Source organism: Pseudomonas sp. PSE1(2024) (assembly GCF_050990555.1).
GTDB classification, from domain to species: domain Bacteria; phylum Pseudomonadota; class Gammaproteobacteria; order Pseudomonadales; family Pseudomonadaceae; genus Aquipseudomonas; species Aquipseudomonas aphyarum.
The window spans coordinates 6,049,280-6,073,601 of sequence record NZ_CP158967.1 but is presented as its reverse complement, the minus strand read 5'-3'; the positions used below and the strand labels follow the sequence as shown (position 1 = coordinate 6,073,601).

The window sequence follows — 24,322 nt, the reverse complement described above, 5'->3', positions numbered from 1 at the left end:
CGATCATTGAGGTAGCTACATGACACAACACAAAGACTTGCTGATCGTCGGCGCCGGCATCCTGGGCCTGTCCCACGCCTATGCCGCTGCCCGGCGCGGTCTCAAGGTCACGGTTTTCGAACGCACCGCCACGCCACTTGGCGCGTCAGTACGCAACTTCGGCCAGGCACTGGTCACCGGCCAGCCACCGGGCCCGATGCTCGAACTGGCCAAGGCCAGCCGCGACATCTGGGGCCAGTGGGCGCAGCTCGCCGGCCTGCAACTCAAGCGCAACGGCTCGTACCTGTTCGCCCGCACCGAGGCCGAAGAGCACTTGCTCGAAGCCTTCTGCACCGGGCGCGCCGTTGAGCATGACTACCGCGTCGAGCTGCTGCGCGGTGCCGAATTACGCGATTTGTACGGTGGTCAGTTCAGCCATCACCGCGCCGCGCTGCACGGCATGGACGATCAGCAGCTGTATTCCCGGGAGGCGATTCCGGCGCTGATCGAATACCTGCGTCGCGAACTCGACGTCGAGTTTCACTTCTCGACGCTGGTGCGCGACGTCGAGCCTGGACGTCTGCAAAGTACTGTCGGCACATTCTCCGCTCAGCAGATCATCGTCTGCTCCGGCCACGATTATCAGACCTTGCTGGCCGAGCCGATTGCCGCCCTCGACCCGCAAATCTGCCGCCTGCAAATGCTCCGTGCCCGGCCGCAGATCGACCTGAACTTGCAACACGCCTTGCTCACCGGCCTCAGCTGTGTGCATTACGGCGCCTTCGCCGATCTGCCGGAAGCGGCCGCAGTGCAGGCGCAAATCCTGCGCGAACAACCGCACTTGCAGGAAAACGGCATTCACCTGCTGATCAGCCCGACGCCGTATGGCGAACTGATCATCGGCGACTCGCACCATTACGGCAGCGATCCTTCACCGTTCAACGCCGAGCAGGTCGACAACTGGATGCTCGAACTGGCCGAACAGACCCTCGGCTGCAAGGTGCAGGTGGTCGAGCGATGGCAGGGTGTCTATGGTTCCCGTGGACCGGGGCCGTTTTCGTTTCTGCGTCCGGCGCCGGGGCTGAGTGTGGCGCTGATGCACAGCGGCGTCGGCATGAGCGTCGGCCCGGCCATGGCCGAGCGCAATGTTGCACAGCTTATTGGAGAGAATTGATGTTGAGACAGGAGCAAGTCATCGACCGGGTGTTCGGCCTCTATGAGCGCTTCGGCGCCAGCGACTACATCGGCGAACCGGTGTCGCAGATCGAACACATGTCCCAGGCGGCGCAACTGGCCATCGCCGAAGGCTTCGACGACGAAGTGGTGCTTGCCGCGTTCTTCCACGACATCGGCCACTTGTGTGCCGAAGGCGCGGAAAACATGGGCGGTTACGGCGTGGTCAGCCACGAACGCCTCGGCGCAGACTATTTGCGTGAGGCCGGATTCAGCGAGCGCATGGCACGACTGGTGGAATATCACGTACAGGCCAAGCGTTATCTGACGCTCAGGGAAACCGGCTATTACGAGCGCTTGAGCGAAGCCAGCCGCCGCACCCTGGAATATCAGGGCGGGGTGATGACGGAGGCTGAAGCGGATGCGTTCGAGCAGGATCCGTTGTGCGCCGTCAGCCTGCGGATGCGCCAGTGGGATGAACTGGCGAAGGAGATGGCGGTGCCGGTGATGGATCTTGCCGTTCTCAAGCGCAAGGCTGAAGTTTTGTTGTCGACCGGGTAAGGGCGCGGATCTAAAGCTCTAGCACCTTCCCGACCAACAACTCAATCTGCTCCTGCCGCTCCGCCTGATTCAGCTTCGGATGCGGATTCAGCGAAGACCATTGCGGATGCGCCCGCGCCTTGTTCAGTGCCTCCGGCAACTTGCCTTCGCGCCAGGTCTTGTCCTGCGGCGTCGCCACCTGAACGGCATCCATCGCCGCATGGCCTCGGGCATTCAGCGCTTGCAGCAGTTGCCGCTGACGCAGTGCCAACAGGCGCAACACGTTGTCGTCGACGGTCAGCTCTCGTTGCCCTTTGATCTTGCCGAGCAGACGGTTGCCATAGCTGCGGGCGGTTTGCAGGGCGCCGCCGGCAATGGCCCCAGCCAGAGCGGCGGCGCCGAGGGTGATGCCGCCCACCAGCAGATCCACACCCGCACCGGCTGCGGCACCGGCGGCAATCCCGCCACCGACTCGCACGCCGAGTTGCTTGAGGGTTTCCGGGTTGAACAGGTCATCGCCCCAACGCCCGTCGAGCAGCGGCAGATCGCTGGCGGCGGCGTCCTGCGGGCGGAAGGCGTAAAGCTTGAGCAGCGCTTCGACGCAGCGTTGTTCGCGTTGGCGCACGGCCTTGCGCAGTTCACTGATGGCCTGTTGTTCCTGTTCAGCGTTGCTCGCCACACTGCGTCGGCACGCGGCGCAGTCGATCAACAGTTCGGCGATCAAGCGTGCAGCGCTTTGCTCGCGGGCGAGGCGTTGCGCCTGTTGATCGGCGATCAGCCGTTCAAGTTGTGGGCGGGCGTTTTCCAGCAACAGTGCGAGGCTTTCATACAGCCGCCGCTCGCCATCTTCCGGCGGGGCGACGCTGTCGAAACGCACCAGCGCATGCAGGCCCAGACGCGCCAGCGCTTCGCGCCAGTCCGGCTCGCGGTGGTTGGCGCTGCTGACGAAATTCAGCACCGGCAGCAACGGCTTGCCACAACTGGCCAGCACTTCCAGCTCATCGCGGTACTTGGCCAGCACCGGTTCGCGGGCGTCGATTACGTACAGGCCGGCATCGGACTCGAGCAGCTGCCGCAACACTTTGGCTTCCTGTTCGAAACGCTGGCGCGCTTCGCTGCCGTCGAGAAACCGCGCCAGCCGTGCCGGGCCGTCGAGGCGTTCGCCGGGACGTTCCAGTCGTTCGAGGAAATCCAGCAGGGCGATGGCGTCTTCCAGGCCGGGCGTGTCATAGAGGTCGAGCAACGGTTCGCCATCCACCGACAACCGCGCGCCTTCGACATGCCGCGTGGTGCTCGGGCGATGGGAGACTTCGCCGAAGCCGACGTCGCGGGTCAGGGTGCGCAACAGCGAAGTCTTGCCGACGTTGGTGTGGCCGACCACCGCCAGTTTCAGCGGCGCTTTCCAGGCATCAGTCATGTCCGTGCTCCAGCCAGCTCAACGGGGCGCAATCGGCAAACGGCAGCTCAAGCTGTTGCAGCGCCACATGCCAGTCACCGAGGCGTTCGGCGTCCAGCGCCTGTCCTTGCGGCGCCTGCAACAGCCAGACGCGGGTCGCGGCGGCGTTGCGCGCCAGCTCGGCGATCAGCGCCAGGCTGCCGCGATCCGGTGAACGCCGTGGGTCGCAGGCAATCGCGAGGCGCGCCGGCGGGAAGCGGCTGAGTTGTTCGAGCAGTTTGTTGCGCGATTCGCGACTATCGAGGATGCCGGCGTTGCTGACGTTTTTCGGCAGTGTCGGCGGCCATGAGTGTTGATCGTCGAGTTCGATTGCCACGAGCAACGCGCCATCGCTGGCGTGTTCGCCGACGGTGCTTTCGACGCGGTGCAATTGCGCAGGTTCTGGATCGGTGATGCCGAGGCGTTCGCTGGTCGGCATCAGGCGTTCGCGCAGTTGTGCGTAGCCGGGCAGGTTCAGGTCAAGACGCAGCGCAGCTTTGCCGCTGTTCCAGCGCCAGAAGCAGAACAGCGCCAACAGCAGGCGCGGCAACACGCCGTACACCACCAGCACGCCGACCAGCCAGGTTGCCCACGCCTGACGGGCGCTTTCGATGTTCAGCGCGGTGTCGCCGCTGGCGCGGATCATGTCCACGGTCGGCACGTTGAAGCCCAGTAGCGCCGGCAATGCGCCGAGGGCCTGGGTCATGGTGATGAACGTGTCGGCGCTGAGAATCGTGGTTTCCCAGACGAAGCCGTAGCGCCGGGTCGCCATCAGGGTTAGCAGCAAAACCAGCGCGCTGAACATCGCCAGCAACCACAAGCCATTGACCAGCGTGCCGAGCGCCCAGCGATTGAGCTTTTTGCGTTGCAGCATCAACAGCAAGGCCGGCGCCAGTTGTGCAGCTTTGGCATCGCGGGCGAGTTTTTCACTGAGCCATAGCCACAAGCGCCCGAGGGTGGCGCCATGTTCGCCAGCGAAGATCAGCCCCAGCACCCAGCTCAACAGCAGAATCAGGTTCAGCCCGAGCAGACTGCCCAAGGCCCAGAACACATTGACCGGCGTCTGGCCCAGTGCAGCGAAGGCCAGGCCGGCGCCGCTCAGTACCGCGAAGATCGCCAGCAGCACCAGCGCCAGACGCGCGCCTTGCAGCCAGTGCTTGAGCGCCGAGGTCAGGCCGTCGCGCTCGGCCAGCCACAGGGCGCGGCGTTGAATGCGTCCCGGCAGGTCGCCGCCGGCCGCGCGGGCCAGGCGATTGGCTTCCAGATCGTCCAGCGGGCCTGCGTGTTCTTCGCGCAGGCGCACGGTTTCGGTGAGCCAGAGGTTTTGCAGTGAAGTCAGTTCAGTCACGCGGCATCCCGTTGCTTGATTGAGCCGTGAGCATAACCGCTGTGGCGCTTATCGGGGTAAGGGCGGCTCTGGTATCCTCGCCGGCATGACTAAATCACTCCCCCTCAGCCTGATCGCAGCCCTCGGTGAAAACCGCGTGATCGGCGTCGACAACAGCATGCCCTGGCACCTGCCGGGGGACTTCAAATACTTCAAGGCCACGACGCTCGGCAAGCCGATCATCATGGGCCGCAAGACCTGGGATTCGCTGGGCCGTCCGTTGCCGGGTCGTTTGAACATCGTGGTCAGCCGCCAGACCGGTCTGGTGCTGGAAGGCGCGGAAGTCTATCCGTCGCTGGAAGCCGCCGTGGTTCGCGCCGAAGAGTGGGCGAAGGAGCAGGGCGTCGACGAGTTGATGCTGATTGGCGGGGCGCAGTTGTATGCGCAGGGGCTGGCGCAGGCGGATCGTTTGTATCTGACCCGTGTGGCACTGAGCCCGGAAGGGGATGCGTGGTTTCCGGAGTTCGATCTGAACCAGTGGAAGCTGGTGTCGAACGTGCCGAATCCGGCTGAAGGCGACAAACCGGCTTACAACTTCGAAGTCTGGGAGCGGGTTTAACTCAATGTGATCGTTCCCACGCTCTGCGTGGGAATGCAGCCCGTGACGCTCTGCGTCACTGGACGCGGAGCGTCCCTAGAGGCATTCCCACGCAGGAGCGTGGGAACGATCAGTATCAAGACTTACGCCTGAGCAAGCTCCGCATGCTCATCGGCATCCAGCAGTGCCTTGTCGGTCTGCTGCATCGCCTGGCTGGTAATCGCGCCAGCGGTGATCGAACCGCTCACGTTCAGCGCCGTGCGACCCATGTCGATCAGCGGCTCGACCGAAATCAGCAACGCCACCAGCGAAACCGGCAAACCCATGGCCGGCAGCACGATCAGTGCCGCGAAGGTCGCACCGCCACCCACGCCCGCCACACCGGCCGAACTCAGGGTTACGATCGCTACCAGCGTCGCGATCCACAGCGGATCCAGCGGGTTGATGCCCACGGTTGGCGCAACCATTACCGCCAGCATTGCCGGGTACAGACCGGCGCAACCGTTCTGGCCGATGGTCGCGCCGAACGAAGCGGCGAAGCTTGCCACCGATTGCGGAATGCCCAGACGACGGGTCTGCGCTTCGATGCTCAGCGGGATGCTCGCGGCGCTGGAGCGGCTGGTGAACGCGAAGGTCAGCACCGGCCAGATCTTGCGGAAGAAGCGCAGCGGGTTGATCCCGGCCGCCGACACCAGCAAGCCATGCACCACGAACATCAGGCCCAGACCGAGGTACGACACGACCACGAAACTGCCGAGCTTGATGATGTCCTGCAGGTTGGAACCGGCGACCACTTTGGTCATCAGCGCCAGCACGCCGTACGGGGTCAGCTTCATCACCAGACGCACCAGACGCATCACCCAGGCTTGCAGGGTGTCGATGGCGTTGATCACTTTCTGACCTTTCTCGACGTCATCCTTGAGCAGTTGCAGCGCGGCAACCCCCAGGAACGCGGCGAAGATCACCACGCTGATGATCGAGGTCGGCTTGGCCCGCGCCAGGTCGGCGAACGGGTTCTGCGGGATGAACGACAGCAGCAGTTGCGGCACATTCAGGTCGGCGACCTTGCCGGCGTAGTCGGTCTGAATGGTTTGCAGACGGGCCATTTCCTGAGTGCCGGCGACCAGGCCTTCGGCGGTCAGGCCGAACAGGTTGGTCAGGCCGATGCCGATCAGCGCCGCAATCGCGGTGGTGAACAGCAGCGTGCCGATGGTCAGGAAGCTGATCTTGCCCAGCGACGATGCGTTGTGCAGACGGGCCACGGCGCTGAGGATCGAGGCGAACACCAGCGGGATCACGATCATTTGCAGCAGTTGCACGTAACCGTTGCCGACCAGATCGAACCAGCCGATCGAGGCTTTCAGCACCGGGTTGCCGGCACCGTAAATCGTGTGCAGCGCGACGCCGAATACAACGCCCAGCACCAGCGCGAGCAGGACTTTTTTCGCCAGGCTCCACGAGGTGTGACGGGTTTGCGCCAGGCCGAAGAGCAGGGCGAGGAACACCAGCAAGTTGAGAATCAGGGGCAGATTCATGAGGACTCCAGAAAAGACTGTGCCAACAACCTTCCGGGGCTGTTGCGAACCGGCAAGCCTAACAGTTTGATTTCCAATGATTTAATACCGAAATCAAAGGTAGTCCGTCGTTTTTGGAATAAGCGGGTGTCGCTCTCGGAGATGCAACTGGCGCGAAACGGACGTGGACGGTCGCTGACAGACGGGGACTGTCACATTTATTTGTTAGCGTCGATTTCTTTGACCCAGGGAGAAGCGCCAATGAAGTTTGCACCGAAATTTCTGGCTGTCGCACTGACTGTGGGGATGGGCCTGGCCACTCAGGCATTCGCCACCGACCTGAAACACTGGCCGGCGGATCAGGCCAAGGCACTGGACGCTATGATCGCCGCCAACGCCAACAAGGGTAACTACGCGGTGTTCGACATGGACAACACCAGTTACCGCTACGACCTCGAAGAGTCGTTGTTGCCGTTCATGGAAAACAAGGGCCTGATCACCCGCGACAAGCTTGACCCCTCCCTGAAACTGATGCCGTTCAAGGACACCGCCGACCACAAGGAAAGCCTGTTCAGCTACTACTACCGCCTCTGCGAAGTCGACGACATGGTCTGCTATCCATGGGTCGCGCAGGTGTTTTCCGGCTTCACCCTCAAGGAACTCAAGGGCTACGTCGATGAGCTGATGGCCTCGGGCAAACCGGTGCCGGCGACCTATTACGAAGGTGAGGTGGTCAAGAACCTGGATGTGAACCCGCCGAAGATCTTCACTGGCCAGAAAGAGCTGTACAACAAACTGATGGAGAACGGCATCGAGGTCTATGTGATGACCGCCGCTTCCGAAGAACTGGTGCGCATGGTCGCGGCCGATCCGAAGTACGGCTACAACGTCAAACCGCAGAACGTGATCGGCGTGACCACGTTGCTGAAGAACCGCGAGACCGGCGAACTGACCACTGCGCGCAAGCAGATCACCGCCGGCAAATATGACGAGAAGGCCAACCTCGGCCTCGAACTGACCCCTTACCTGTGGACCCCGGCGACCTGGATGGCCGGCAAGCACGCGGCGATCCTGACTTACATCGACGAGTGGAAAAAACCGGTACTGGTGGGTGGCGACACGCCGACCAGCGACGGTTACATGCTGTTCCACGATGTGGACGTGGCCAAGGGCGGCATTCACCTGTGGGTCAACCGCAAGGACAAATACATGACCCAGATCCAGGGCATGATGGCCAAGCACGCGGCAGCCCAGGCGAAAGAAGGTTTGCCGGTGACGGCGGACAAGAACTGGGTGATCGTGAAGCCGGAAGAAATCCAGTAATTGCTACGGTGATCGCTCTCGAGCAGAGCGCGATGATCGTTCCCACGCTCCGCGTGGGAATGCAGCCCGTGACGCTCCGCGTCACTGGACGCAGAGCGTCCCTTGAGGCATTCCCACGCGGGAGCGTGGGAACGATCAAAACCTGAAGGCAAAAAAATGCCCCGCACTTGGCGGGGCATTTTTGTTTCTGCGATTTGACGCTTACAGCCCGTCGAGCATCGCCTTGTTACGCACAGCACCCTTGTCGGCGCTGGTCGCCAGCAGGGCGTAGGCCTTGAGGGCGGTGGTCACTTTGCGTGGACGCTGTTCGACCGGTTTCCAGCCTTTCTTGTCCTGCTCGACCCGGCGTGCCGCCAGTTCTTCGTCGCTGATCAACAGGTTGATCGAGCGGTTCGGAATGTCGATCAGCACCTTGTCGCCGTCCTGCACCAGACCGATCGCGCCGCCGGCCGCAGCCTCTGGCGAAGCGTGGCCGATGGACAGGCCGGAAGTACCGCCGGAGAAACGGCCGTCGGTCAGCAGGGCGCAGGCTTTGCCCAGACCTTTGGATTTCAGGTACGAGGTCGGGTAGAGCATTTCCTGCATGCCCGGGCCGCCTTTCGGACCTTCGTAGCGAATGATGACGATGTCGCCTTCCTTCACTTCGTCGGCGAGGATGCCGCGTACGGCGCTGTCCTGGCTTTCGAAGATCTTCGCGTTGCCTTCGAACACGTGGATCGACTCGTCGACGCCGGCGGTTTTCACCACGCAGCCGTCCAGGGCGATGTTGCCGTACAGCACGGCCAGGCCGCCTTCTTTCGAATAGGCGTGCTCGAAGCTGCGGATGCAGCCGTTTTCACGGTCGTCGTCCAGGGTTTCCCAGCGGGTCGACTGGCTGAACGCGGTCTGCGTCGGAATGCCGGCCGGGCCTGCCTTGAAGAAGTGGTGCACGGCTTCATCGTCGGTCTGGGTGATGTCCCACTTGGCGATGGCTTCTTCCATGCTGCGGCTGTGCACGGTCGGCAGGTCGGTGTGCAGCAGGCCGCCACGGGCCAGCGAACCGAGGATGCTGAAGATGCCGCCGGCGCGGTGCACGTCTTCCATGTGGTACTTCTGGATGTTCGGCGCAACCTTGCACAGCTGCGGCACGACGCGCGACAGGCGATCGATGTCGCGCAGATCGAACGCAATCTCGGCTTCCTGGGCAGCGGCCAGCAGGTGCAGGATGGTGTTGGTCGAACCGCCCATGGCGATGTCGAGCATCATCGCGTTCTCGAACGCCTTGAAGTTGGCGATGTTGCGCGGCAGAACCGACTCGTCGTTCTCGCCGTAATAGCGTTTGCACAGCTCGACGATGGTGCGGCCGGCCTGCAGGAACAGCTGTTCGCGGTCGCTGTGGGTGGCCAGGGTCGAACCGTTGCCCGGCAGTGCGAGGCCCAGGGCTTCGGTCAGGCAGTTCATCGAGTTGGCGGTGAACATGCCGGAGCACGAACCGCAGGTCGGGCAGGCGCTGCGCTCGTACTCGGCAACCTTCTCGTCAGAAGCGCTGGAGTCGGCGGCGATGACCATGGCGTCGACGAGGTCGAGACCGTGGCTGGCCAGTTTGGTTTTGCCGGCTTCCATCGGGCCGCCGGAAACGAAGATCACCGGAATGTTCAGGCGCAGGGCGGCCATCAGCATGCCCGGGGTGATCTTGTCGCAGTTCGAGATGCAGACGATGGCGTCGGCGCAGTGGGCGTTGACCATGTACTCGACGGAGTCGGCGATGATTTCGCGGCTCGGCAGCGAGTAGAGCATGCCGTCGTGGCCCATGGCGATGCCGTCGTCCACGGCGATGGTGTTGAATTCTTTTGCAACGCCGCCAGCGCGTTCGATCTCACGGGCAACCAGTTGACCCAGGTCCTTCAGGTGAACGTGACCCGGTACGAACTGGGTGAAGGAGTTGGCAATGGCGATGATCGGCTTCTTGAAGTCGTCATCTTTCATCCCGGTGGCGCGCCACAGTGCGCGGGCGCCGGCCATGTTGCGGCCGTGGGTGGATGTTTTCGAGCGGTAATCTGGCATGGAGCACTCCGGGCGGCTAATCAGGTATCAAAGGGGAGTGAGCTTCTATTGACGTCTGGAACACTCAGAAATGGCCGTGTGTCCTGATGTTGCCGATGACGTTGCGGGATCGCCGCTGGTCTCAGCCTGAGCTCATAAACCCGCCGGGGATGAATGGCGATGAATCTCGCGATTCTACACCGCTGGCGTCAGGAGGGAATGGCGCAAAGCGTTGTTCCAGTGCTGACGAAGCGTGCGGGATGACGACCGGCAGGATTAATCGCTGTCCGGTTGCCCCACCAGATCGTTGCGCCGACTGATCCGCGCGTTCAACGCCAGTGCCACCCCGCTGAGGATCAGAAAGCTGTAGCCCAGCGTGGATTGCAGGTTGGTCGGGCTCAGGCTGATCAAGGCACTGATCAAACCACCGCAGATGAAAATGATCGTGCTGCCGGCCGAGGCCGAGGTGCCGGCGTTTTCCGGAAACAGGCTCATGGCCCGGGACGTGGCCGCCGGCCGGGCAATGGTGGTGCCGGCGGTACAGATCAGCATCGGGATCAGCACGGTCGCCGGAGCCAGTGCAAAGTTCGACGACAGGTACAGCATGGTCACGCCGGCGAACAGGATCAGGCTCAGGCCGACGACCATCTGCTGGCCGCTGTTGATGCGCCTGCTCAGCACGCTGGCGAGGATGCCCCCGGTGACGTAAGCCGCACCGTAGATCAGCAGGACCAACGAAAACTCGTAAGCGGACAGTTGCAGTCGATCCATGAAGATCAGCGGCGAGATCACGATGAATGAAAAGTGGCAGGCGAAGGCAAACGCTGAAATCAGCCAGTAACCGACGAAGTCGAAATCCCCCAGAACCCGTCGATAGACCGTGAGGAAGTTCGTACGTGTGCCACTGGCGGTCGGTCGGGTTTTCTCCAGAAACAGCCAGGCCTTGAGCAGCACTGCGGCTGATAATGCGATGAACACCCAGAAGCTGCCGCGCCAGCCCAGCGTCGCCTGAAGAAAGGTGCCAGCCAGCGGCGATATCGAGATGAAAATCCCGCCGGCGGTGACCATTAAAATCCGTAAGCGGTCACGTTCTTCGCCTTCGAACAGGTCCTGCACCAGCGCCTGTGACAGCACGAAGCAACCGCACCCCAGCGCCTGCACCACCCGGAACATCAGAAACAGCGAATAGTCCGAGGTCATCACGCACCCGAGGGCGCCGAGTATTGAAACGCTCATGCCGGCGAGCAGCAGCCCCTTGCGCCCGATCACGTCCGACAGAGGGCCGATCAGCAACTGGGCGAAGGCAATTCCGACCGCGAACAGGCTGATCGACAGGGCGATGTCCGCCGGGGTGCGGCGAAAGTGTTCGGCCAGTGCCGGGAACGAAGGCAGCAGGACATCCAGTGGAAAGACGCCGAGCAACACCATTGCCAGCAGAAGACTGACAGCCCCGCGCCGCTGTCGTCGGGTCACCACCGATTGTCCGTCATCCATCGATCAGTCCTGCCCTGGCAAATAATGTCTGGTTTTGAGGTTCGGCAAAAAATCCGGCTTTTTTCAGTGCGTTCAATGTAGCGAGGCTGCCGGCGCGCGCCTGTCGTCGACGGGCCTGGGTCGTTGTCATCGTGCCGAGAATGTCCATCACCGTCGTGTTTGCAATGCCCGCGCCACAGAGGCTTTCCTGCAGCCAGTGCTCATCCACTTCGAAGAAGATTTGCAGAATGTCGAGCAGGGTCGTCGCGGTGAACGTTCGCTGTTGCGGGTTCAGGTGCAACCAGAGGTAGTGGAACACCTCGGTGAAATAGCGGCTGTGGCGCGCTTCGTCGGTGAGGTGATCGCGCAACATGTCGTTGACGCCGGACACCAGGCTGTCGCGACAGACATCCAGCAGTTCACGGGCGATGATCGTTTCCGAAACGAAGCCCAGAAGAAAGCACGCCAGCGGCCGTTGCTCCTGTGTTGTGCGTGCGACCAGCAGGTTCATCCGGGTGATCCGTCTGGGCATGACCGGGCGCCCGGTGATGGCATAGAGGCTGGCGATCTGCTCTGCTACCTGACTGGAAAACAGGGCGTGATAGCCCTCGTCGGTGTAGAGCTGGAGCGCGGCGGTTTTCATCGGCGCCGGCACCGCGACCGGCAGCTCGCCGTGGACGATGGTTTCGACGGCGCGGTTGACGATCCGGTGTTCGAGTAACGTGGTGTAGTCGAGAAAATGCACCAGATGCCGGGCCGTAAGCCGATGCAGCATCGAACGGCCCGCTGCTTCAATGGCCGGGTGGGCCAGATAGGGCAGGAATGCCGGCGGAAACCAGTGCCGGGTCTCCAGTTGTTCCTGCACGTTGTCCGGCAAGCGGTAATCGTGAGGGCTGGTGCGGACCGAGGCGCGGCTGTTCCAGTCACTCAGGGTGAACTGAAAGACCGGTTCCGGGGCGAGGGGGTTCATGATTGTGCCTCACGCAGCAGGTCACGCATTTGCTGACACATCGCCTGACCGTCGCTTTCCCCGCAACCGACAAAGAACAAGGGTTGCTCCGCACTGTTCTCGAGCTTCAGCAACGTTTCGACCTGATCGTCGGAAAACGCGCCCGTGAGCCAGGTGTTCATGCCCAGCGCTGTAGCCACCAGTTGAAACGTCTGCGAAAGGTGCCCGGCTTCGACGAACGCCATTCGATAGGCGCGCGAGTGCGGGTATTTCCACCAGAGCCGGTCGAAGCGGGCGGTGATGAGCAGCCCCAATGGCAGGTTATTGATGAAATGCTGGCCCCCCAGCAGATTGCCGGGCTCGGTGTCGGGCAAGGGGTTGATGAAGCTCAAGGCGTGTTCGACGGGGTGGTAGGCATAAACGGCGGGCGCCAGTCCGTCGACGTTCTGTACAAACACGAACCCGGCGCAGGCATTGAGCCCGCCGCCGGAAGGACTGCTACGCCGTGCGCCAAGCCCGTCGGCAATGCTGTCGTCGCAATCGGCTTCGCGTTCTCGCAGGTAACCGAGTGACAGGTAGAGCAAGGTGCCGACATCGTCCAGCGACACGGCGGCGCCGGTGAAGGATCGGCAGGTCTTTCGCCGGGTCAGTGAACTCGACAGGCTGTCGTCATTCAGTGCCAGCGGTTCGGGCAGGGCGATGAGTGGGGTCGGACAGGTATCTGCAGGAATGTCGGCCGGCGGTGGGGTGGCAAGCACTGTGTTGCAGTGTTCGAGGTATTGCCTGGACCATTCCTGAATGTTTCGTGGAGTGTGTTCGCAAGGAATATCCCGAGTCCCGATATGGTAGATCCTGGACAATTCATCCCAGCCCCAGACAGGCGCTGAGATTTTTGAAGAAGTCAGTATTCCGGCATTTAATAACTGTGTGTCTATTATGTTGCTGTTGTCATATGAATCAGGGTTGTGAATAAGTTGCGCCAATCGGGAGGAGTACTCAAGATCAAGTTCATGTTGAGTATGGTCTTTGTAGTTCCAGACTATCTGGCCGGGCGTTCGTGGCAGTATGAATAAATAAGGGTTTATATGCATGTTGGGGCAAGCTGCTCTGGATAGGTGCTTTGTCAGAGGCGCTGGGTAGCCGGCTATACCCAGCGCCGACCTTACTTAACGGGCTTTAGGTGCGACCAGAAAAGCCAGGTTTGCGAGGGTGCGGGATTCCAGAGTAATTGCTTTCATGATTGAACTCCTTGTTCATTGTTGCTTCGTGGTTAGTTAGTGTCACCTCCGTGGTGACGACTTAATAATAGTTTGTAATGGGTTAATCGCAAGCAAATATTAAGTAGGAATAATCCAGTAATTTTGTCGGAGTGATCTTTGGCTGGAAGTCAGTGTGTAAGTTAGATATCAGTAAATAAAGTATTCGCGGAAATATCCTGCACGTCGGCAGGACGCTAAATGTAGGAAAGCAAAATCAAGGCAAAAAGAAGGGGAGCCCGTGGGCTCCCCTTCTTTATACGCATCGATCCCGTTAGCTGTTGGGCAGCAGGCGGCAGGTGATGCTTTTGATGTAGCGGGTTTCCGGGATGGCCGGGTGTACCGGGTGATCCGGGCCCTGACCGCCGCGCTCCAGCAGCTGGATGTTGCGGTCCAGGTGACGGGCGCTGGTCAGCAGGATGTTCTGCAGGTCATCTTCCGGCAGGTGCATCGAGCACGAAGCGCTGAACAGGATGCCGTCCTTGGTGAGCAGGCGCATGGCTTGCTCGTTCAGGCGACGGTAGGCGCCTTCGCCGTTCTTCAGGTCTTTCTTGCGCTTGATGAACGCAGGCGGGTCGGCAACGATCACGTCGAAGCGCTCTTCGCTGGCCTTGAGTTCCTTCAGGGCTTCGAAAACGTCGCCTTCGATGCAGGTCATCTTGTCGGCGAAGCCGTTGAGTGCGGCGTTGCGCTCAACGCCGTCGAGGGCGAAGCCCGATGCGTCGACGCAGAACACTTCGCTGGCGCCGAATGCGGCGGCTTGCACGCCCCAGCCACCGATGTAGCTGTACAGATCCAGCACGCGTTTGCCCTTGGCGTAAGGGGCCAGGCGGGCGCGGTTCATGCGGTGGTCGTAGAACCAGCCGGTTTTCTGACCTTGAACCACCGGTGCTTCGAACTTCACGCCGTTCTCTTCCAGCGCCACCCACTCCGGCACCACGCCGAAGACGGTTTCGGTGTAACGCTCGAGGCCTTCGGCATCGCGCGCGGCGGAGTCATTCTTGAACAGGATGCCGCTTGGCTTGAGCACTTGGGTCAGTGCCGCGATCACGTCATCTTTATGCGCTTCCATGGTCGCCGAGGCGAGCTGGACCACGAGGATGTCGCCGAAACGGTCGACCACCAGACCCGGCAGCAGGTCGGAATCGCCGTAGACCAGACGATAGAAAGGCTTGTCGAACAGGCGCTCGCGCAGCGACAGGGCCACGTTCAGGCGATGCACCAGCAGCGACTTGTCCAGCGGCAGCTTGATGTCGCGCGACAGCAGGCGCGCGCAGATCAGGTTGTTCGGGCTCATGGCGACGATGCCCAGCGGCTTGCCGCCGGCGGCTTCGAGGATCGCCTGGTCGCCGGCTTTGAAGCCGTGCAACGGGGTCGCGGCCACGTCGATTTCGTTGCTGTAGACCCACAGGTGACCGGCGCGCAGGCGACGGTCGGCGTTGGCTTTGAGGCGCAAGCTAGGCAGGGACATGACGTCGCTCCGGAAAAAAGAGCGGGAGTATACCGTGTTGCGCCTTATGCCGGGTTTGGCGTGCGATGAAACGCGGCAGACCTCATCACGAGCAGGTCCGCCCCGTATCCATACGCTTATGCTCTATGCCGACAGCGCGTCGATCAGCGCATTGCTGAACGCCGGAATATCGTCCGGTTGGCGGCTGCTGATCAGGTGGCCGTCTTTTACTACCTCCTGATCAACCCAGTTTGCCCCCGCATTCACCAGATCGTCCTTGACGGTCTTGTAGCTGGTCATGGTCTTGCCATTGACCAGCCCTGCCGAAATCAGCAGCCAGCTGCCATGACAGATCACTGCGATCGGCTTGCCGGCGGACGCACCGGTCTTGACCAGGTGCTGGGCGTCCTGATCGATGCGGATGGTGTCAGAGTTCTGCACACCACCAGGCAGCACCACAGCGTCGTATTGATCGATGCTGGCGCCCTGGAAGGTCTGGTCGACCTTGAAGTCGTCCGCCGGTTTATCGTGGTTCCAGCCTTTGACGCTGCCGGCTTCGGCGGAGAGGATGTCAACCTGCGCTCCCGCCTGCTCCAGTGCCTTTTTGGGGCCAGTCAGTTCAACCTGCTCGAAACCGTCGGTTACCAGAAAAGCGACGCGCTTGCCGCTGAGAGAAGTCGCCATCGTTAAGCTCCTGAGTCTGTTGGAATTACTGCCCGAGAAAGATGGAGAACTGCTCCGGGCACTACAGATTCCGAAGGCTGGTGGAAAGTGAAAGTTCCTGCGAATTGCCCACTGGTGTGTCGTCCGTCGGTTTTTAGAGGTTAGAATCGCGGCCTGTCCCAGAGTGTGTACTTATGTCCCAAGAGCTGACCACCGAACAGATTCAACAGTCCCTGCAAGGCATCAGCGTGCCTGCGCAGCCGCAGATCATGGTGGATCTGCAAATGGAGCAGTACATGCCCGACCCGGATCTGGAGACGATCGCCAAGCTGATCTCCCAGGATCCCGGCCTGTCCGGCTCGCTGCTGAAAATCGTCAACTCGCCGTATTACGGCCTGAGCAACAAGATCACTTCGATCAAGCGCGCGGTGAATCTGCTGGGCAGCCGTTCGATCATCAATCTGATCAACGCGATGTCGATCAAGGGCGAAATGAACGACGACACTATCGTCACCCTCAACCGTTTCTGGGACACCGCCCAGGACGTGGCCATGACCTGCCTGACGCTGGCCAAGCGCGTCGGCACCGAGGCGAGCGACGAGGCTTACGCCTTGGGCCTGTTCCACGACTGCGGCGTGCCGCTGATGCTTCAGCGTTTTCCGGATTACATGAAGACACTCGAACTGGCTTATGCCAACGCGAGCGCCGAGCGCCGGGTCGTGGACACTGAGAACGACGTTTACAACACCAACCACTCGGTGGTCGGTTATTACACCGCCAAGTCGTGGCGCCTCCCGGAACACGTCAGCGCGGCGATCGCCAACCACCACAATGCCTTGGCGATCTTCAGCGACGAGACTTCGCGCAACAGCCAGATGAAAAACCTGCTGGCGATCCTGAAGATGGCCGAGCACATCTGCGCGTCGTACCGAGTGCTGGGCAATCAGACCGAAGATTTCGAATGGCAGGCCGTCGGGCCGCTGGTGCTGGAATACATCGGCCTTTCGGATTACGACTTCGAAACGTTGAAGCAAACCATCCGCGAACTTGGCGCACACTGATTTAGCAAACTGATTCGAGACCCCCATGCCTGAATTGCCGGAAGTCGAAACCACCCGCCGCGGCATCGCCCCGCACCTGGAAGGCCAGCGAGTCAGCCGGGTGATCGTGCGTGATCGCCGGCTGCGTTGGCCGATTCCCGAAGACCTTGATGTGCGGCTGTCCGGGCAGCGCATCGTGCTGGTGGAGCGGCGCGCCAAGTATCTGCTGATCAACGCCGAAGTCGGCACACTGATCAGCCACTTGGGCATGTCGGGAAACCTGCGGCTGGTGGAGATCGGGATGCCGGCGGCCAAGCATGAGCATGTCGATATCGAACTGGAGTCGGGCCTGGCCCTGCGCTACACCGATCCGCGGCGCTTCGGGGCGATGCTCTGGAGCAACGACCCGCTCAATCACGAGTTGCTGATCCGCCTGGGCCCGGAGCCGTTGACCGATCTGTTCGATGGCGAGCGTTTTTATCAGCTGTCACGCGGGCGTTCGATGGCGGTCAAGCCGTTCATCATGGACAACGCCGTGGTGGTGGGGGTTGGCAATATCTACGCGACCGAAGCGCTGTTCGCCGCCGGTATTGATCCGCGCCGTGAAGCCAAAGGCATTTCCCGGGCGCGCTATTTGAAGCTGGCGATCGAGATCAAACGCATCCTCGCTGCCGCCATCGAGCGCGGCGGCACTACGTTGCGTGATTTCATCGGTGGCGACGGGCAGCCGGGGTATTTCCAGCAGGAACTGTTTGTCTACGGTCGCGGCGGCGAGCACTGCAAGGTCTGCGGCACGGGCCTGCGGGAAATGAAGCTCGGCCAGCGCGCGAGCGTCTGGTGTCCGCGCTGCCAAAGCTGAACAAAGCGTCCGAAAAAGTCCTACGGTCTATAGTGAGTTGTCTCACTGTTCAGCCCGAAGGATCGTGCCATGAAGTCCTTGCAAACCCTCATCGTCGCACTGTTGCTGTGCTTCAGCCTGACCGTTCAGGCCACGGAAGGCGGCAGCGGTGACCCTCGTTACGCCATCCAGAATCCACCGGCCTACGCCATGCTCGGCGATCTGCTGATTGCCCGACCATTGCTGGTGGTGGCGACGGTGATCGGTGCCGGGGCGTTCGTCGTGTCGTTGCCGTTCACCGCGCTGGGTGGCGGGATTGGCGATGCGGGAGAGGCGCTGGTGGTGGCGCCGGCGAAAGCGGCGTTCGTGCGTTGCCTAGGCTGCACAGGGGAGGGGTTCGAGCAGCGTGAATGATGCGATCGCAGCCGGGAGCTGCGATCGTATTCAGTGGCTCAAGCCTTGCCGGTAATCTTGCGGTACTTCTCCATCAACTGTTCTTCAGTCTCCGGATGGGCTTCGTCCAGCGGAATGCAATCCACCGGGCAGACCTGCTGGCACTGCGGCTCGTCGTAGTGGCCGACGCACTGGGTGCACAGGTTCGGGTCGATCACATAGATCTCTTCGCCTTGGGAAATGGCGGCGTTCGGGCACTCGGGTTCGCAGACGTCGCAGTTGATGCAATCGTCGGTGATGATCAGGGACATGCTAACTCCAGCCGGGGCGGGGAGCCCGGGCGCTATGAATCAATGCGCGCAATTGTGCCGCATTGGCGCCCGTAGTGCACGCGGGCGCCGTTTGAACGGTCGTTACTTCTTGAAGCGCAGGGTCAGGGCTTCGGCCACCGCCGGGTGGACGAACTTGCTGATATCGCCGCCCAGGGCCGCGATTTCCCGCACCAGGGTCGAGGAAATGAACGAATAACGCTCGGACGGGGTGAGAAACAGGCTCTCCACATCCGGAGCCAACTGGCGGTTCATGTTGGCCAGCTGGAATTCGTATTCGAAGTCCGACACCGCGCGCAGGCCACGCAGGAACACGTTGGCGTTCTGCTCTTTGGCGAAATGCGCCAGCAGCGTCGAGAAGCCGACCACTTCCACGTTCGGCAGGTGTTTGGTCACCTCGCGGGCCAGCTCGACCCGTTGTTCCAGCGGGAACAGCGGATTCTTCTTGGGGCTGGCGGCGACGGCGATGATCACGTGGTCGAACAGGCGCGAGGCGCGTTCGACCAGATCGCCATGGCCCTTGGTAATAGGGTCGAAGGTACCTGGGTACAACACTCGGTTCATCGCGTCGTCCTGGCGGGAATCCGTTGGGGAGTCGGATGGTATCGCAGCCGTCCCGGTCGGGAAAGTCGCCTGTTGGGTAAGAAAGCACTATAGACGATCGGAATTTTCGTCTTTTTCACGGGTTTCTCAACCGTTCGCCGAGGGATGTCGCCAGTTGCGCCGTCAGACCGTACACCGACAACTGCGGGTTGGCACCGATGCTGGTGGGGAACAGCGAGCCGTCGTGAATCGACAGATTGCGCAGTTGATGATGGCGGCCGAGGCTGTCGGTGACCGCGGTTTTCGGGTCTTCGCCCATCGCGCATCCGCCCATGACGTGGGCGCTGCCCAGGCGGGTGCGATACAACTCCAGACTCAGGCTGTCGATCAACGAGCGGGCCTCGGCCAGACTGTTCACGTAACGCGCATCGGCGTGCATCGGCATCACCGCTTTGGCGCCGCCGGCGAACTGGATCTCGGCCATGCTGTGGAATGACCGGCGCAAGCCTTCCCAGGTGTAAGGCGACACCTGATAGTCGAGCACCGGCGAACCGTCACCGCGCAACTCGACGCTGCCGCCCTGGCTGTCCGGGTGAAAACCGTCGCGCAGCAGGGCGAGCATCGCGTGGGTGTGCGGCAGGTCCGCCATGTGTTGCGCGCTTTCCTGACCGAAACCACCGAGCAACGTGGCGGCCAGTGCCGGGTGCAGCGGCGGCACTTCGAGTTTGTAGGCCATCGGGCCGGTGTTGCCGTCCTTCCACTGGAAATGATCCGAGTAGATCGACTGCGGCGCGCCGTAGAACGGGTTGATGACCTCGTCGAAACGCCCGGCGGACATGTTCACCAGATGCAGAAAGGTGCGCTTGCCCAGCCGTTTGTGCGGATCCGGTGCGTCCGAGCGCATCAGCAGCGCCGGGCTGTTGATCCCGCCGCCGGCCAGCACGTAATGCCGCGCCTTGACGGTGATCGTGCGTCCAGTCGGTTCGACGCAGCGTTCGTCCATCGCCACGCACTGCAGGCCGGTGACCTTGTCGCCGCTGATCAAAAGCTTTTCGGCGCGGGCCAGATACAGCAGCTCGCCGCCCTTTTCCAAAGTCGCCGGAATGGTCGTGACCATCATCGATTGCTTGGCGTTGGTCGGGCAGCCCATGCCGCAGTAGCCCAGATTCCAGCAGCCGCGCACGTTGCGCGGGATCACATGCCAGCTGTAGCCGAGTTGTTCGCAGCCTTTGCGGATCACATCGTTGTTGGCGTTGGGTGGCACCATCCACGGGGCGACGCCGAGGCGCTGCTCCATTTTTTCGAACCACGGCGCCATGTCGGCGGGGCTGTGGCCTTTGACGTTGTGCTCTTTGGCCCAGTGTTCGAGGGTCGGCTCGGGCGTGCGAAAACTCGATGTCCAGTTGATCAGCGTGGTGCCGCCGACCGCGCGGCCCTGAAGGATGGTGATCGCACCGTCCTTGCTCATGCGGCCGATACCTTCCTGATAGAGACTGCTGTAGGCCTGGTCTTCCAGCAGTTTGAAATCGCTGCTGGTCTTGAGCGGGCCTTCTTCGATCAGCAGTACTTTATAGCCGGCGGCGCTGAGGATTTCCGCCGTGGTGCCGCCACCGGCGCCGCTGCCGATGATGGCGACATCGGCTTCCAGGGTCAGGTCATCGGTGAGTTGCGCGCCGTTGTAGGTTTTCCAGCCACGGGCAAGGCCTTCGCGAAACGGGTCGGGTACGGGCATCGATCAGGTTCTCTTATTATTGTTTTGCGTGGGTCGCCAGGCTCAAACGGCGGGCGGGCCGGGGTAACCGCAATGGGCCCAGGATTCGGCGCGGGTGTACCAGGCCATCATCACCATTTGCAACAATGAGCTGTGGCCCATGCGCAGCAGGCTCAGCGAGCTGTTTTCCCAGCGTTCGAGGAAGTGGCGGATCGCCTCGGGGCTGGCGTTTTCCCAACTGCCCCAGATTCCGGTCAATGGCCCGCGCGTCACCGCCATGCCCAGCACATCGAACAGTTGCCGGGTGAGCTTGAGCATTTCCGGCGACAGATGATCGAGGCTGTAATCCAGCGACTTCAGGGTTCCATCGACAGCGGCGGGCAGCTTTTCCACAGCTACGGCGCCCTCCAGCAGCACTGGAATCAGCGCGCGCAGAAACAACAGATCGCCGCTGCGCAACGTGGCGAATCCATTGGCCGATACGCTCGACGAACAGCCACTCAGGCTGGCACCAAGGCCGGCGGTGGCGAGAAAAGCCGTGGCGCCCAGGCTGAATTTCAGCAGGCCACGGCGCGACAGGGCAGGTGTTTCGGTCAGGCTTGGGTGCATTGTTGTTATTACCCGGCGGTGACGTTAGCGAATGAACAGTTTCTGGATCAGTTTCTGAATGGATTTGCCGTAGGGCGGGTAGATCAGCTTCGCCGCGTTGAAGCGCTGTTTGACCAGCACGCCCTTGGCCTTGCTGAACGTCAGGAAACCCTCGTGCCCGTGGTAATGGCCCATGCCCGACGGGCCGATGCCGCCGAACGGCATGTCGTCCTGCGCCACATGCAGCAGCGTGTCGTTGAGGCAGACGCCGCCGGAATGAGTTTCGCTGAGCACGCGCTTCTGTTCGCGCTTGTCGTAGCCGAAGTAGTAAAGAGCCAGAGGACGTGGCCGCTGATTGATGTAAGCAAATGCCTGATCCAGATCCTGATACGGCACGATCGGCAGCAGCGGGCCGAAGATCTCGTCCTGCATCACCGTCATCTCGTCGCTGACATTCAGCAGCAGGCTGTGCGGCATACGTCGGCCCTGGCCCTGGTCGAACAGCGGAATCAGCAGCGCGCCCTTGCTGGTGGCGTCGCTGAGATAGCTGTTGAGCCGCGCCAGTTGGCGCTCGTTGATGATCGCGGTGTAGTCCGGGTTGTCGGCGAGTGTCGGATAAAACCCGCGCACCGCCTGGCGATAGGCTTCGACGAAACCGCCGATGCGCGCTTCCGGCACCAGCACGTAGTCCGGGGCCACGCAGGTCTGGCCGGCGTTGAGGGTCTTGCCGAAAGCGATGCGTTCAGCGGCGTCCTTGAGCGGTACGTCGTGGGAAACGATGGCCGGGGATTTGCCGCCCAGCTCCAGGGTCACCGGTGTCAGGTTTTCCGCCGCTGCGCGCATCACATGCTTGCCGACGCTGGTGGAGCCAGTGAACAGCAGATGGTCGAAGCGCATCTTCGAAAACGCCACGCCGACATCGGCCTCGCCGAGCACCACGCACACCAGATCTTCGGGGAAGATCCGCGCCAGCAGTTCCTTGAGCAGCAGGCCGGTGGCCGGGGTCGATTCGCTGAGCTTGAGCATCACCCGGTTGCCGGCCGCGAGCGCGCCGGTCAACGGGCCGATGGCCAGGAACAGAGGGTAGTTCCACGGCACGATGACGCCGACCACGCCTAGCGGCTGGTACACGACTTTCGCCGACGCCGGCTGGAAAGCCACACCCACTTTGCGCCGCGAAGGTTTCATCCATTGACTGATGTGCTGACTGGCATAGTGAATGCCGTGCAGGCTCGGCATCAGTTCGGCGAGCAAGGTTTCATCGGCGCTGCGGTGGCTGAAGTCGGAGCTGATCGCCTCGATCAGGGCCTGCCGTTCGCTGCTCAGCAAATCGCGCAGGGCCTTGAGCCATTGCTGGCGCTGGGCCGCAGCCGGCATCGGGTTGGCGGCGTAGGCGGCACGCTGCGCATCGAACAGCCGGTTGAGCTCTTCCAGCGGCTGTTGCAGCGTTTGCAGGTAGGCAATATCGGCAGTCATTGTCAGCTCCGGAGATGTTGTTATGAGGAACTTTTTAGAGTCTATGCTCTAGAAAGTCAAATGGCTTCCTTGCGCATCCTGGTTTTATCCCGTTCCGGTTAGGTCGTAAGATGCCCCCCAACGCACTCTGAATTAAAGCTCAAGCCATGGCCCCACGGATCAAAACCAGCGAGCGCATCGTGCAGAACAGCCTCGAGCTGTTCAATCAGCAGGGCGAGCGCAGCATCAGCACCAATCACATCGCCGCCCACATGGAGATTTCTCCGGGCAATCTGTACTACCACTTCCCCAACAAGCAGGCGATCATCGCCGTGCTGTTCAGTGAGTACGAAAGCCTGGTGGACAGCTTCCTGCGTCCACCCCAGGGCCGTGCCGCGACGGTCGAAGACAAGCGTTTCTATCTCAAGGAATTGCTGTCGGCGATGTGGCGCTACCGTTTCCTGCATCGCGATCTTGAGCACCTGCTCGACAGCGATCCGGATCTGGCCGGGCGTTACCGGCGCTTTTCCCAGCGCTGCGTGATCCAGGGTGCGGCGATCTATGAAGGCTTCGTTGCCGCCGGGATCCTGAAGATGGACCGGGTGCAGATCGAGTCCCTGACCCTCAACGCGTGGATCATCCTCACCTCATGGGTGCGCTTCCTGTGCACGACCCGGGAGAATTCCAATCACCTCAGCGAGCAGGCCATCAAGCGTGGCGTGTATCAGGTGCTGGTGCTGGAAGCAGGGTTCGTCACCGAGCAGGCCCGCGATGAGGTCAACGCCTTGTTCGAAGAGTTTTACGTGCCGCTGGCCCAGGCCCTCGAAGAAAGACCGTAATTCCATTTCCTCACTGGAGTCGTTCGCTATGCCGATTGCGCAACTGATCAGCCCGACCGCACTGGATGCCCGCAAGGCGCAGCCGGGGCTGGTGATTCTCGATTGCCGTTTTGCCCTCGAAGACCCGGATTACGGCCAGCGCAGCTACGCCGAGGGGCACATTGCCGGGGCACATTTCGCCGATCTTGAGCGCGACCTCAGCGGCCCGGTGACCAAGGGTGTGACCGGTCGCCATCCGCTGCCGGAGCCGGCGGCGCTGATCGAACGCCTGCAAGCTTTCGGCATCGACAACGACAGCGACGTGGTTCTGTATGACGACGGCCCGGGCGCCTATGCGGCGCGGGCCTGGTGGTTGCTGGCGTGGTTGGGCAAGCGTGACGGCGTGTTCATTCTCGATGGCGGGCTCAAGGCCTGGCATGCGGCGGGGCTGCCGTTGAGTCTTGATCCACCGTCAGCGGCCCGGGGCAACTTCAGCGGCCAGCCGGACATGAGCCTGCTGCTCAGCGCCGAGCAATTGCAGCAGCGCCTCGGCCAGCCGGCCCTGACCCTGCTCGATGCCCGCGCCTTGCCGCGCTTCAAGGGTGAAGTGGAACCGATCGACCCGATCGCCGGGCACATTCCCGGCGCGCAATGCGCGGCGTTTACCGACAACCTGGGCAGCGACGGGCGTTTCCTGCCGGCCGATCAGCTCAAGCAGCGTTTCGCCGCGAAACTCGGTGAGCGCTCGCCGAACGATCTGGTGGCTTACTGCGGCTCCGGGGTGACGGCGTGTCACAACCTGTTCGCCCTGTGCCTGGCGGGCTATCCATTGGGTTCGCTGTATGCCGGATCGTGGAGCGAGTGGATCAACGAGCCGTCGCGCGGTATCGCCACCGGCGAGTAAC

General features: G+C 61.8%; 23 protein-coding genes. 9 read left to right on the top strand and 14 right to left on the bottom strand.

Translation table 11 applies throughout. The features are described from left to right. Nucleotides 1-19 precede the first annotated feature (19 nt). Complete coding sequence (locus ABTV87_RS27695; RefSeq protein WP_433898662.1) at nucleotides 20-1,153, top strand: TIGR03364 family FAD-dependent oxidoreductase; 1,134 nt, start codon at nucleotides 20-22, stop codon at nucleotides 1,151-1,153. Next, on the top strand, nucleotides 1,153-1,713 hold the full coding sequence (locus ABTV87_RS27690; protein WP_433898661.1) for a phosphonate degradation HD-domain oxygenase: 561 nt from the start codon (nucleotides 1,153-1,155) through the stop codon (nucleotides 1,711-1,713). The genes ABTV87_RS27695 and ABTV87_RS27690 overlap by 1 nt, the downstream gene beginning before the upstream one ends. 10 nt (nucleotides 1,714-1,723) lie before the next feature. Here the strand turns inward: ABTV87_RS27690 and ABTV87_RS27685 are convergent, their stop codons facing one another. Continuing rightward, complete coding sequence (locus tag ABTV87_RS27685; RefSeq protein WP_433898660.1) at nucleotides 1,724-3,109, bottom strand: GTPase/DUF3482 domain-containing protein; 1,386 nt, start codon at nucleotides 3,107-3,109, stop codon at nucleotides 1,724-1,726. Further along, on the bottom strand, nucleotides 3,102-4,475 hold the full coding sequence (locus ABTV87_RS27680; RefSeq protein ID WP_221535574.1) for a DUF2868 domain-containing protein: 1,374 nt from the start codon (nucleotides 4,473-4,475) through the stop codon (nucleotides 3,102-3,104). The genes ABTV87_RS27685 and ABTV87_RS27680 overlap by 8 nt, the downstream gene beginning before the upstream one ends. An 85-nt stretch (nucleotides 4,476-4,560) precedes the next feature. On the opposite strand from ABTV87_RS27680, the gene ABTV87_RS27675 reads away from it, so the two are divergent. Then, nucleotides 4,561-5,073, top strand: coding sequence for a dihydrofolate reductase (locus ABTV87_RS27675; RefSeq protein ID WP_433898659.1), 513 nt, complete (start codon nucleotides 4,561-4,563; stop codon nucleotides 5,071-5,073). A 122-nt stretch (nucleotides 5,074-5,195) separates the two neighbouring features. Here ABTV87_RS27675 and ABTV87_RS27670 read toward each other — a convergent pair whose 3' ends face one another. Further along, complete coding sequence (locus ABTV87_RS27670) at nucleotides 5,196-6,587, bottom strand: L-cystine transporter (RefSeq protein ID WP_433898658.1); 1,392 nt, start codon at nucleotides 6,585-6,587, stop codon at nucleotides 5,196-5,198. A gap of 240 nt (nucleotides 6,588-6,827) precedes the next feature. Between ABTV87_RS27670 and ABTV87_RS27665 the strand changes: the two genes are divergently transcribed. Next, the gene (locus ABTV87_RS27665) at nucleotides 6,828-7,889 is read left to right on the top strand and encodes a haloacid dehalogenase-like hydrolase (RefSeq protein ID WP_433898657.1); all 1,062 of its coding nucleotides are present in this window, start codon (nucleotides 6,828-6,830) and stop codon (nucleotides 7,887-7,889) included. A 201-nt stretch (nucleotides 7,890-8,090) separates the two neighbouring features. Here the strand turns inward: ABTV87_RS27665 and ilvD are convergent, their stop codons facing one another. The 6 genes from ilvD to ABTV87_RS27635 all read right to left on the bottom strand — a co-directional run bounded on the left by ilvD (nucleotide 8,091) and on the right by ABTV87_RS27635 (nucleotide 15,723). Beyond that, nucleotides 8,091-9,932: a dihydroxy-acid dehydratase gene (gene ilvD, locus ABTV87_RS27660; protein WP_007953430.1), complete on the bottom strand. Its 1,842-nt coding sequence runs from the start codon at nucleotides 9,930-9,932 to the stop codon at nucleotides 8,091-8,093. 255 nt (nucleotides 9,933-10,187) lie between these two features. Beyond that, nucleotides 10,188-11,405 carry a multidrug effflux MFS transporter gene (locus tag ABTV87_RS27655; protein WP_433898656.1) on the bottom strand — a complete coding sequence of 406 codons (1,218 nt, stop codon included), beginning with the start codon at nucleotides 11,403-11,405 and terminating at the stop codon, nucleotides 10,188-10,190. After that, nucleotides 11,398-12,354, bottom strand: coding sequence for a diiron oxygenase (locus tag ABTV87_RS27650; protein ID WP_433898655.1), 957 nt, complete (start codon nucleotides 12,352-12,354; stop codon nucleotides 11,398-11,400). Before ABTV87_RS27650 ends, ABTV87_RS27655 begins: the two co-directional genes overlap by 8 nt. Further along, on the bottom strand, nucleotides 12,351-13,424 hold the full coding sequence (locus ABTV87_RS27645; protein WP_433898654.1) for a SagB family peptide dehydrogenase: 1,074 nt from the start codon (nucleotides 13,422-13,424) through the stop codon (nucleotides 12,351-12,353). The genes ABTV87_RS27650 and ABTV87_RS27645 overlap by 4 nt, the downstream gene beginning before the upstream one ends. A gap of 439 nt (nucleotides 13,425-13,863) precedes the next feature. Next, nucleotides 13,864-15,060, bottom strand: coding sequence for a class I SAM-dependent rRNA methyltransferase (locus ABTV87_RS27640; RefSeq protein WP_085605910.1), 1,197 nt, complete (start codon nucleotides 15,058-15,060; stop codon nucleotides 13,864-13,866). 123 nt (nucleotides 15,061-15,183) lie between these two features. Beyond that, nucleotides 15,184-15,723: a type 1 glutamine amidotransferase domain-containing protein gene (locus ABTV87_RS27635; protein WP_085746705.1), complete on the bottom strand. Its 540-nt coding sequence runs from the start codon at nucleotides 15,721-15,723 to the stop codon at nucleotides 15,184-15,186. Nucleotides 15,724-15,950: 227 nt separating this feature from the next. Here ABTV87_RS27635 and ABTV87_RS27630 point away from each other — a divergent pair, with 227 nt between their 5' ends. The 3 genes from ABTV87_RS27630 (at nucleotide 15,951) to ABTV87_RS27620 (ending at nucleotide 17,994) form a co-directional block, all read left to right on the top strand. Further along, nucleotides 15,951-16,763, top strand: a complete 813-nt coding sequence (locus ABTV87_RS27630) for an HDOD domain-containing protein (RefSeq protein ID WP_173940172.1) — start codon at nucleotides 15,951-15,953, stop codon at nucleotides 16,761-16,763. Between the two features lie 25 nt (nucleotides 16,764-16,788). Then, nucleotides 16,789-17,601 (top strand): bifunctional DNA-formamidopyrimidine glycosylase/DNA-(apurinic or apyrimidinic site) lyase, encoded by an 813-nt coding sequence (mutM, locus tag ABTV87_RS27625; protein WP_433898653.1) that lies wholly within the window; start codon nucleotides 16,789-16,791, stop codon nucleotides 17,599-17,601. A 69-nt stretch (nucleotides 17,602-17,670) separates the two neighbouring features. Beyond that, nucleotides 17,671-17,994, top strand: a complete 324-nt coding sequence (locus tag ABTV87_RS27620) for a hypothetical protein (protein WP_007953415.1) — start codon at nucleotides 17,671-17,673, stop codon at nucleotides 17,992-17,994. A gap of 38 nt (nucleotides 17,995-18,032) precedes the next feature. On the opposite strand, the gene ABTV87_RS27615 is transcribed toward ABTV87_RS27620, so the two are convergent. The 5 genes from ABTV87_RS27615 to ABTV87_RS27595 all read right to left on the bottom strand — a co-directional run bounded on the left by ABTV87_RS27615 (nucleotide 18,033) and on the right by ABTV87_RS27595 (nucleotide 22,620). Beyond that, nucleotides 18,033-18,284, bottom strand: a complete 252-nt coding sequence (locus tag ABTV87_RS27615) for a YfhL family 4Fe-4S dicluster ferredoxin (protein ID WP_003195146.1) — start codon at nucleotides 18,282-18,284, stop codon at nucleotides 18,033-18,035. Between the two features lie 102 nt (nucleotides 18,285-18,386). Next, a complete protein-coding gene (gene coaD / locus ABTV87_RS27610; protein ID WP_007953414.1) occupies nucleotides 18,387-18,866 on the bottom strand; it encodes a pantetheine-phosphate adenylyltransferase in 480 nt (159 codons plus the stop codon). Between the two features lie 115 nt (nucleotides 18,867-18,981). After that, on the bottom strand, nucleotides 18,982-20,577 hold the full coding sequence (locus tag ABTV87_RS27605; protein ID WP_433898652.1) for a GMC family oxidoreductase N-terminal domain-containing protein: 1,596 nt from the start codon (nucleotides 20,575-20,577) through the stop codon (nucleotides 18,982-18,984). 42 nt (nucleotides 20,578-20,619) lie between these two features. Continuing rightward, nucleotides 20,620-21,165: a twin-arginine translocation pathway signal protein gene (locus tag ABTV87_RS27600; RefSeq protein WP_085605907.1), complete on the bottom strand. Its 546-nt coding sequence runs from the start codon at nucleotides 21,163-21,165 to the stop codon at nucleotides 20,620-20,622. A gap of 24 nt (nucleotides 21,166-21,189) precedes the next feature. Continuing rightward, complete coding sequence (locus ABTV87_RS27595; protein WP_258712522.1) at nucleotides 21,190-22,620, bottom strand: coniferyl aldehyde dehydrogenase; 1,431 nt, start codon at nucleotides 22,618-22,620, stop codon at nucleotides 21,190-21,192. A gap of 146 nt (nucleotides 22,621-22,766) precedes the next feature. Here ABTV87_RS27595 and ABTV87_RS27590 point away from each other — a divergent pair, with 146 nt between their 5' ends. Next, a complete protein-coding gene (locus tag ABTV87_RS27590; protein ID WP_007953407.1) occupies nucleotides 22,767-23,438 on the top strand; it encodes a TetR/AcrR family transcriptional regulator in 672 nt (223 codons plus the stop codon). 28 nt (nucleotides 23,439-23,466) lie between these two features. Next, a complete protein-coding gene (locus tag ABTV87_RS27585; protein WP_115079521.1) occupies nucleotides 23,467-24,321 on the top strand; it encodes a sulfurtransferase in 855 nt (284 codons plus the stop codon). Nucleotide 24,322 lies beyond the last annotated feature (1 nt).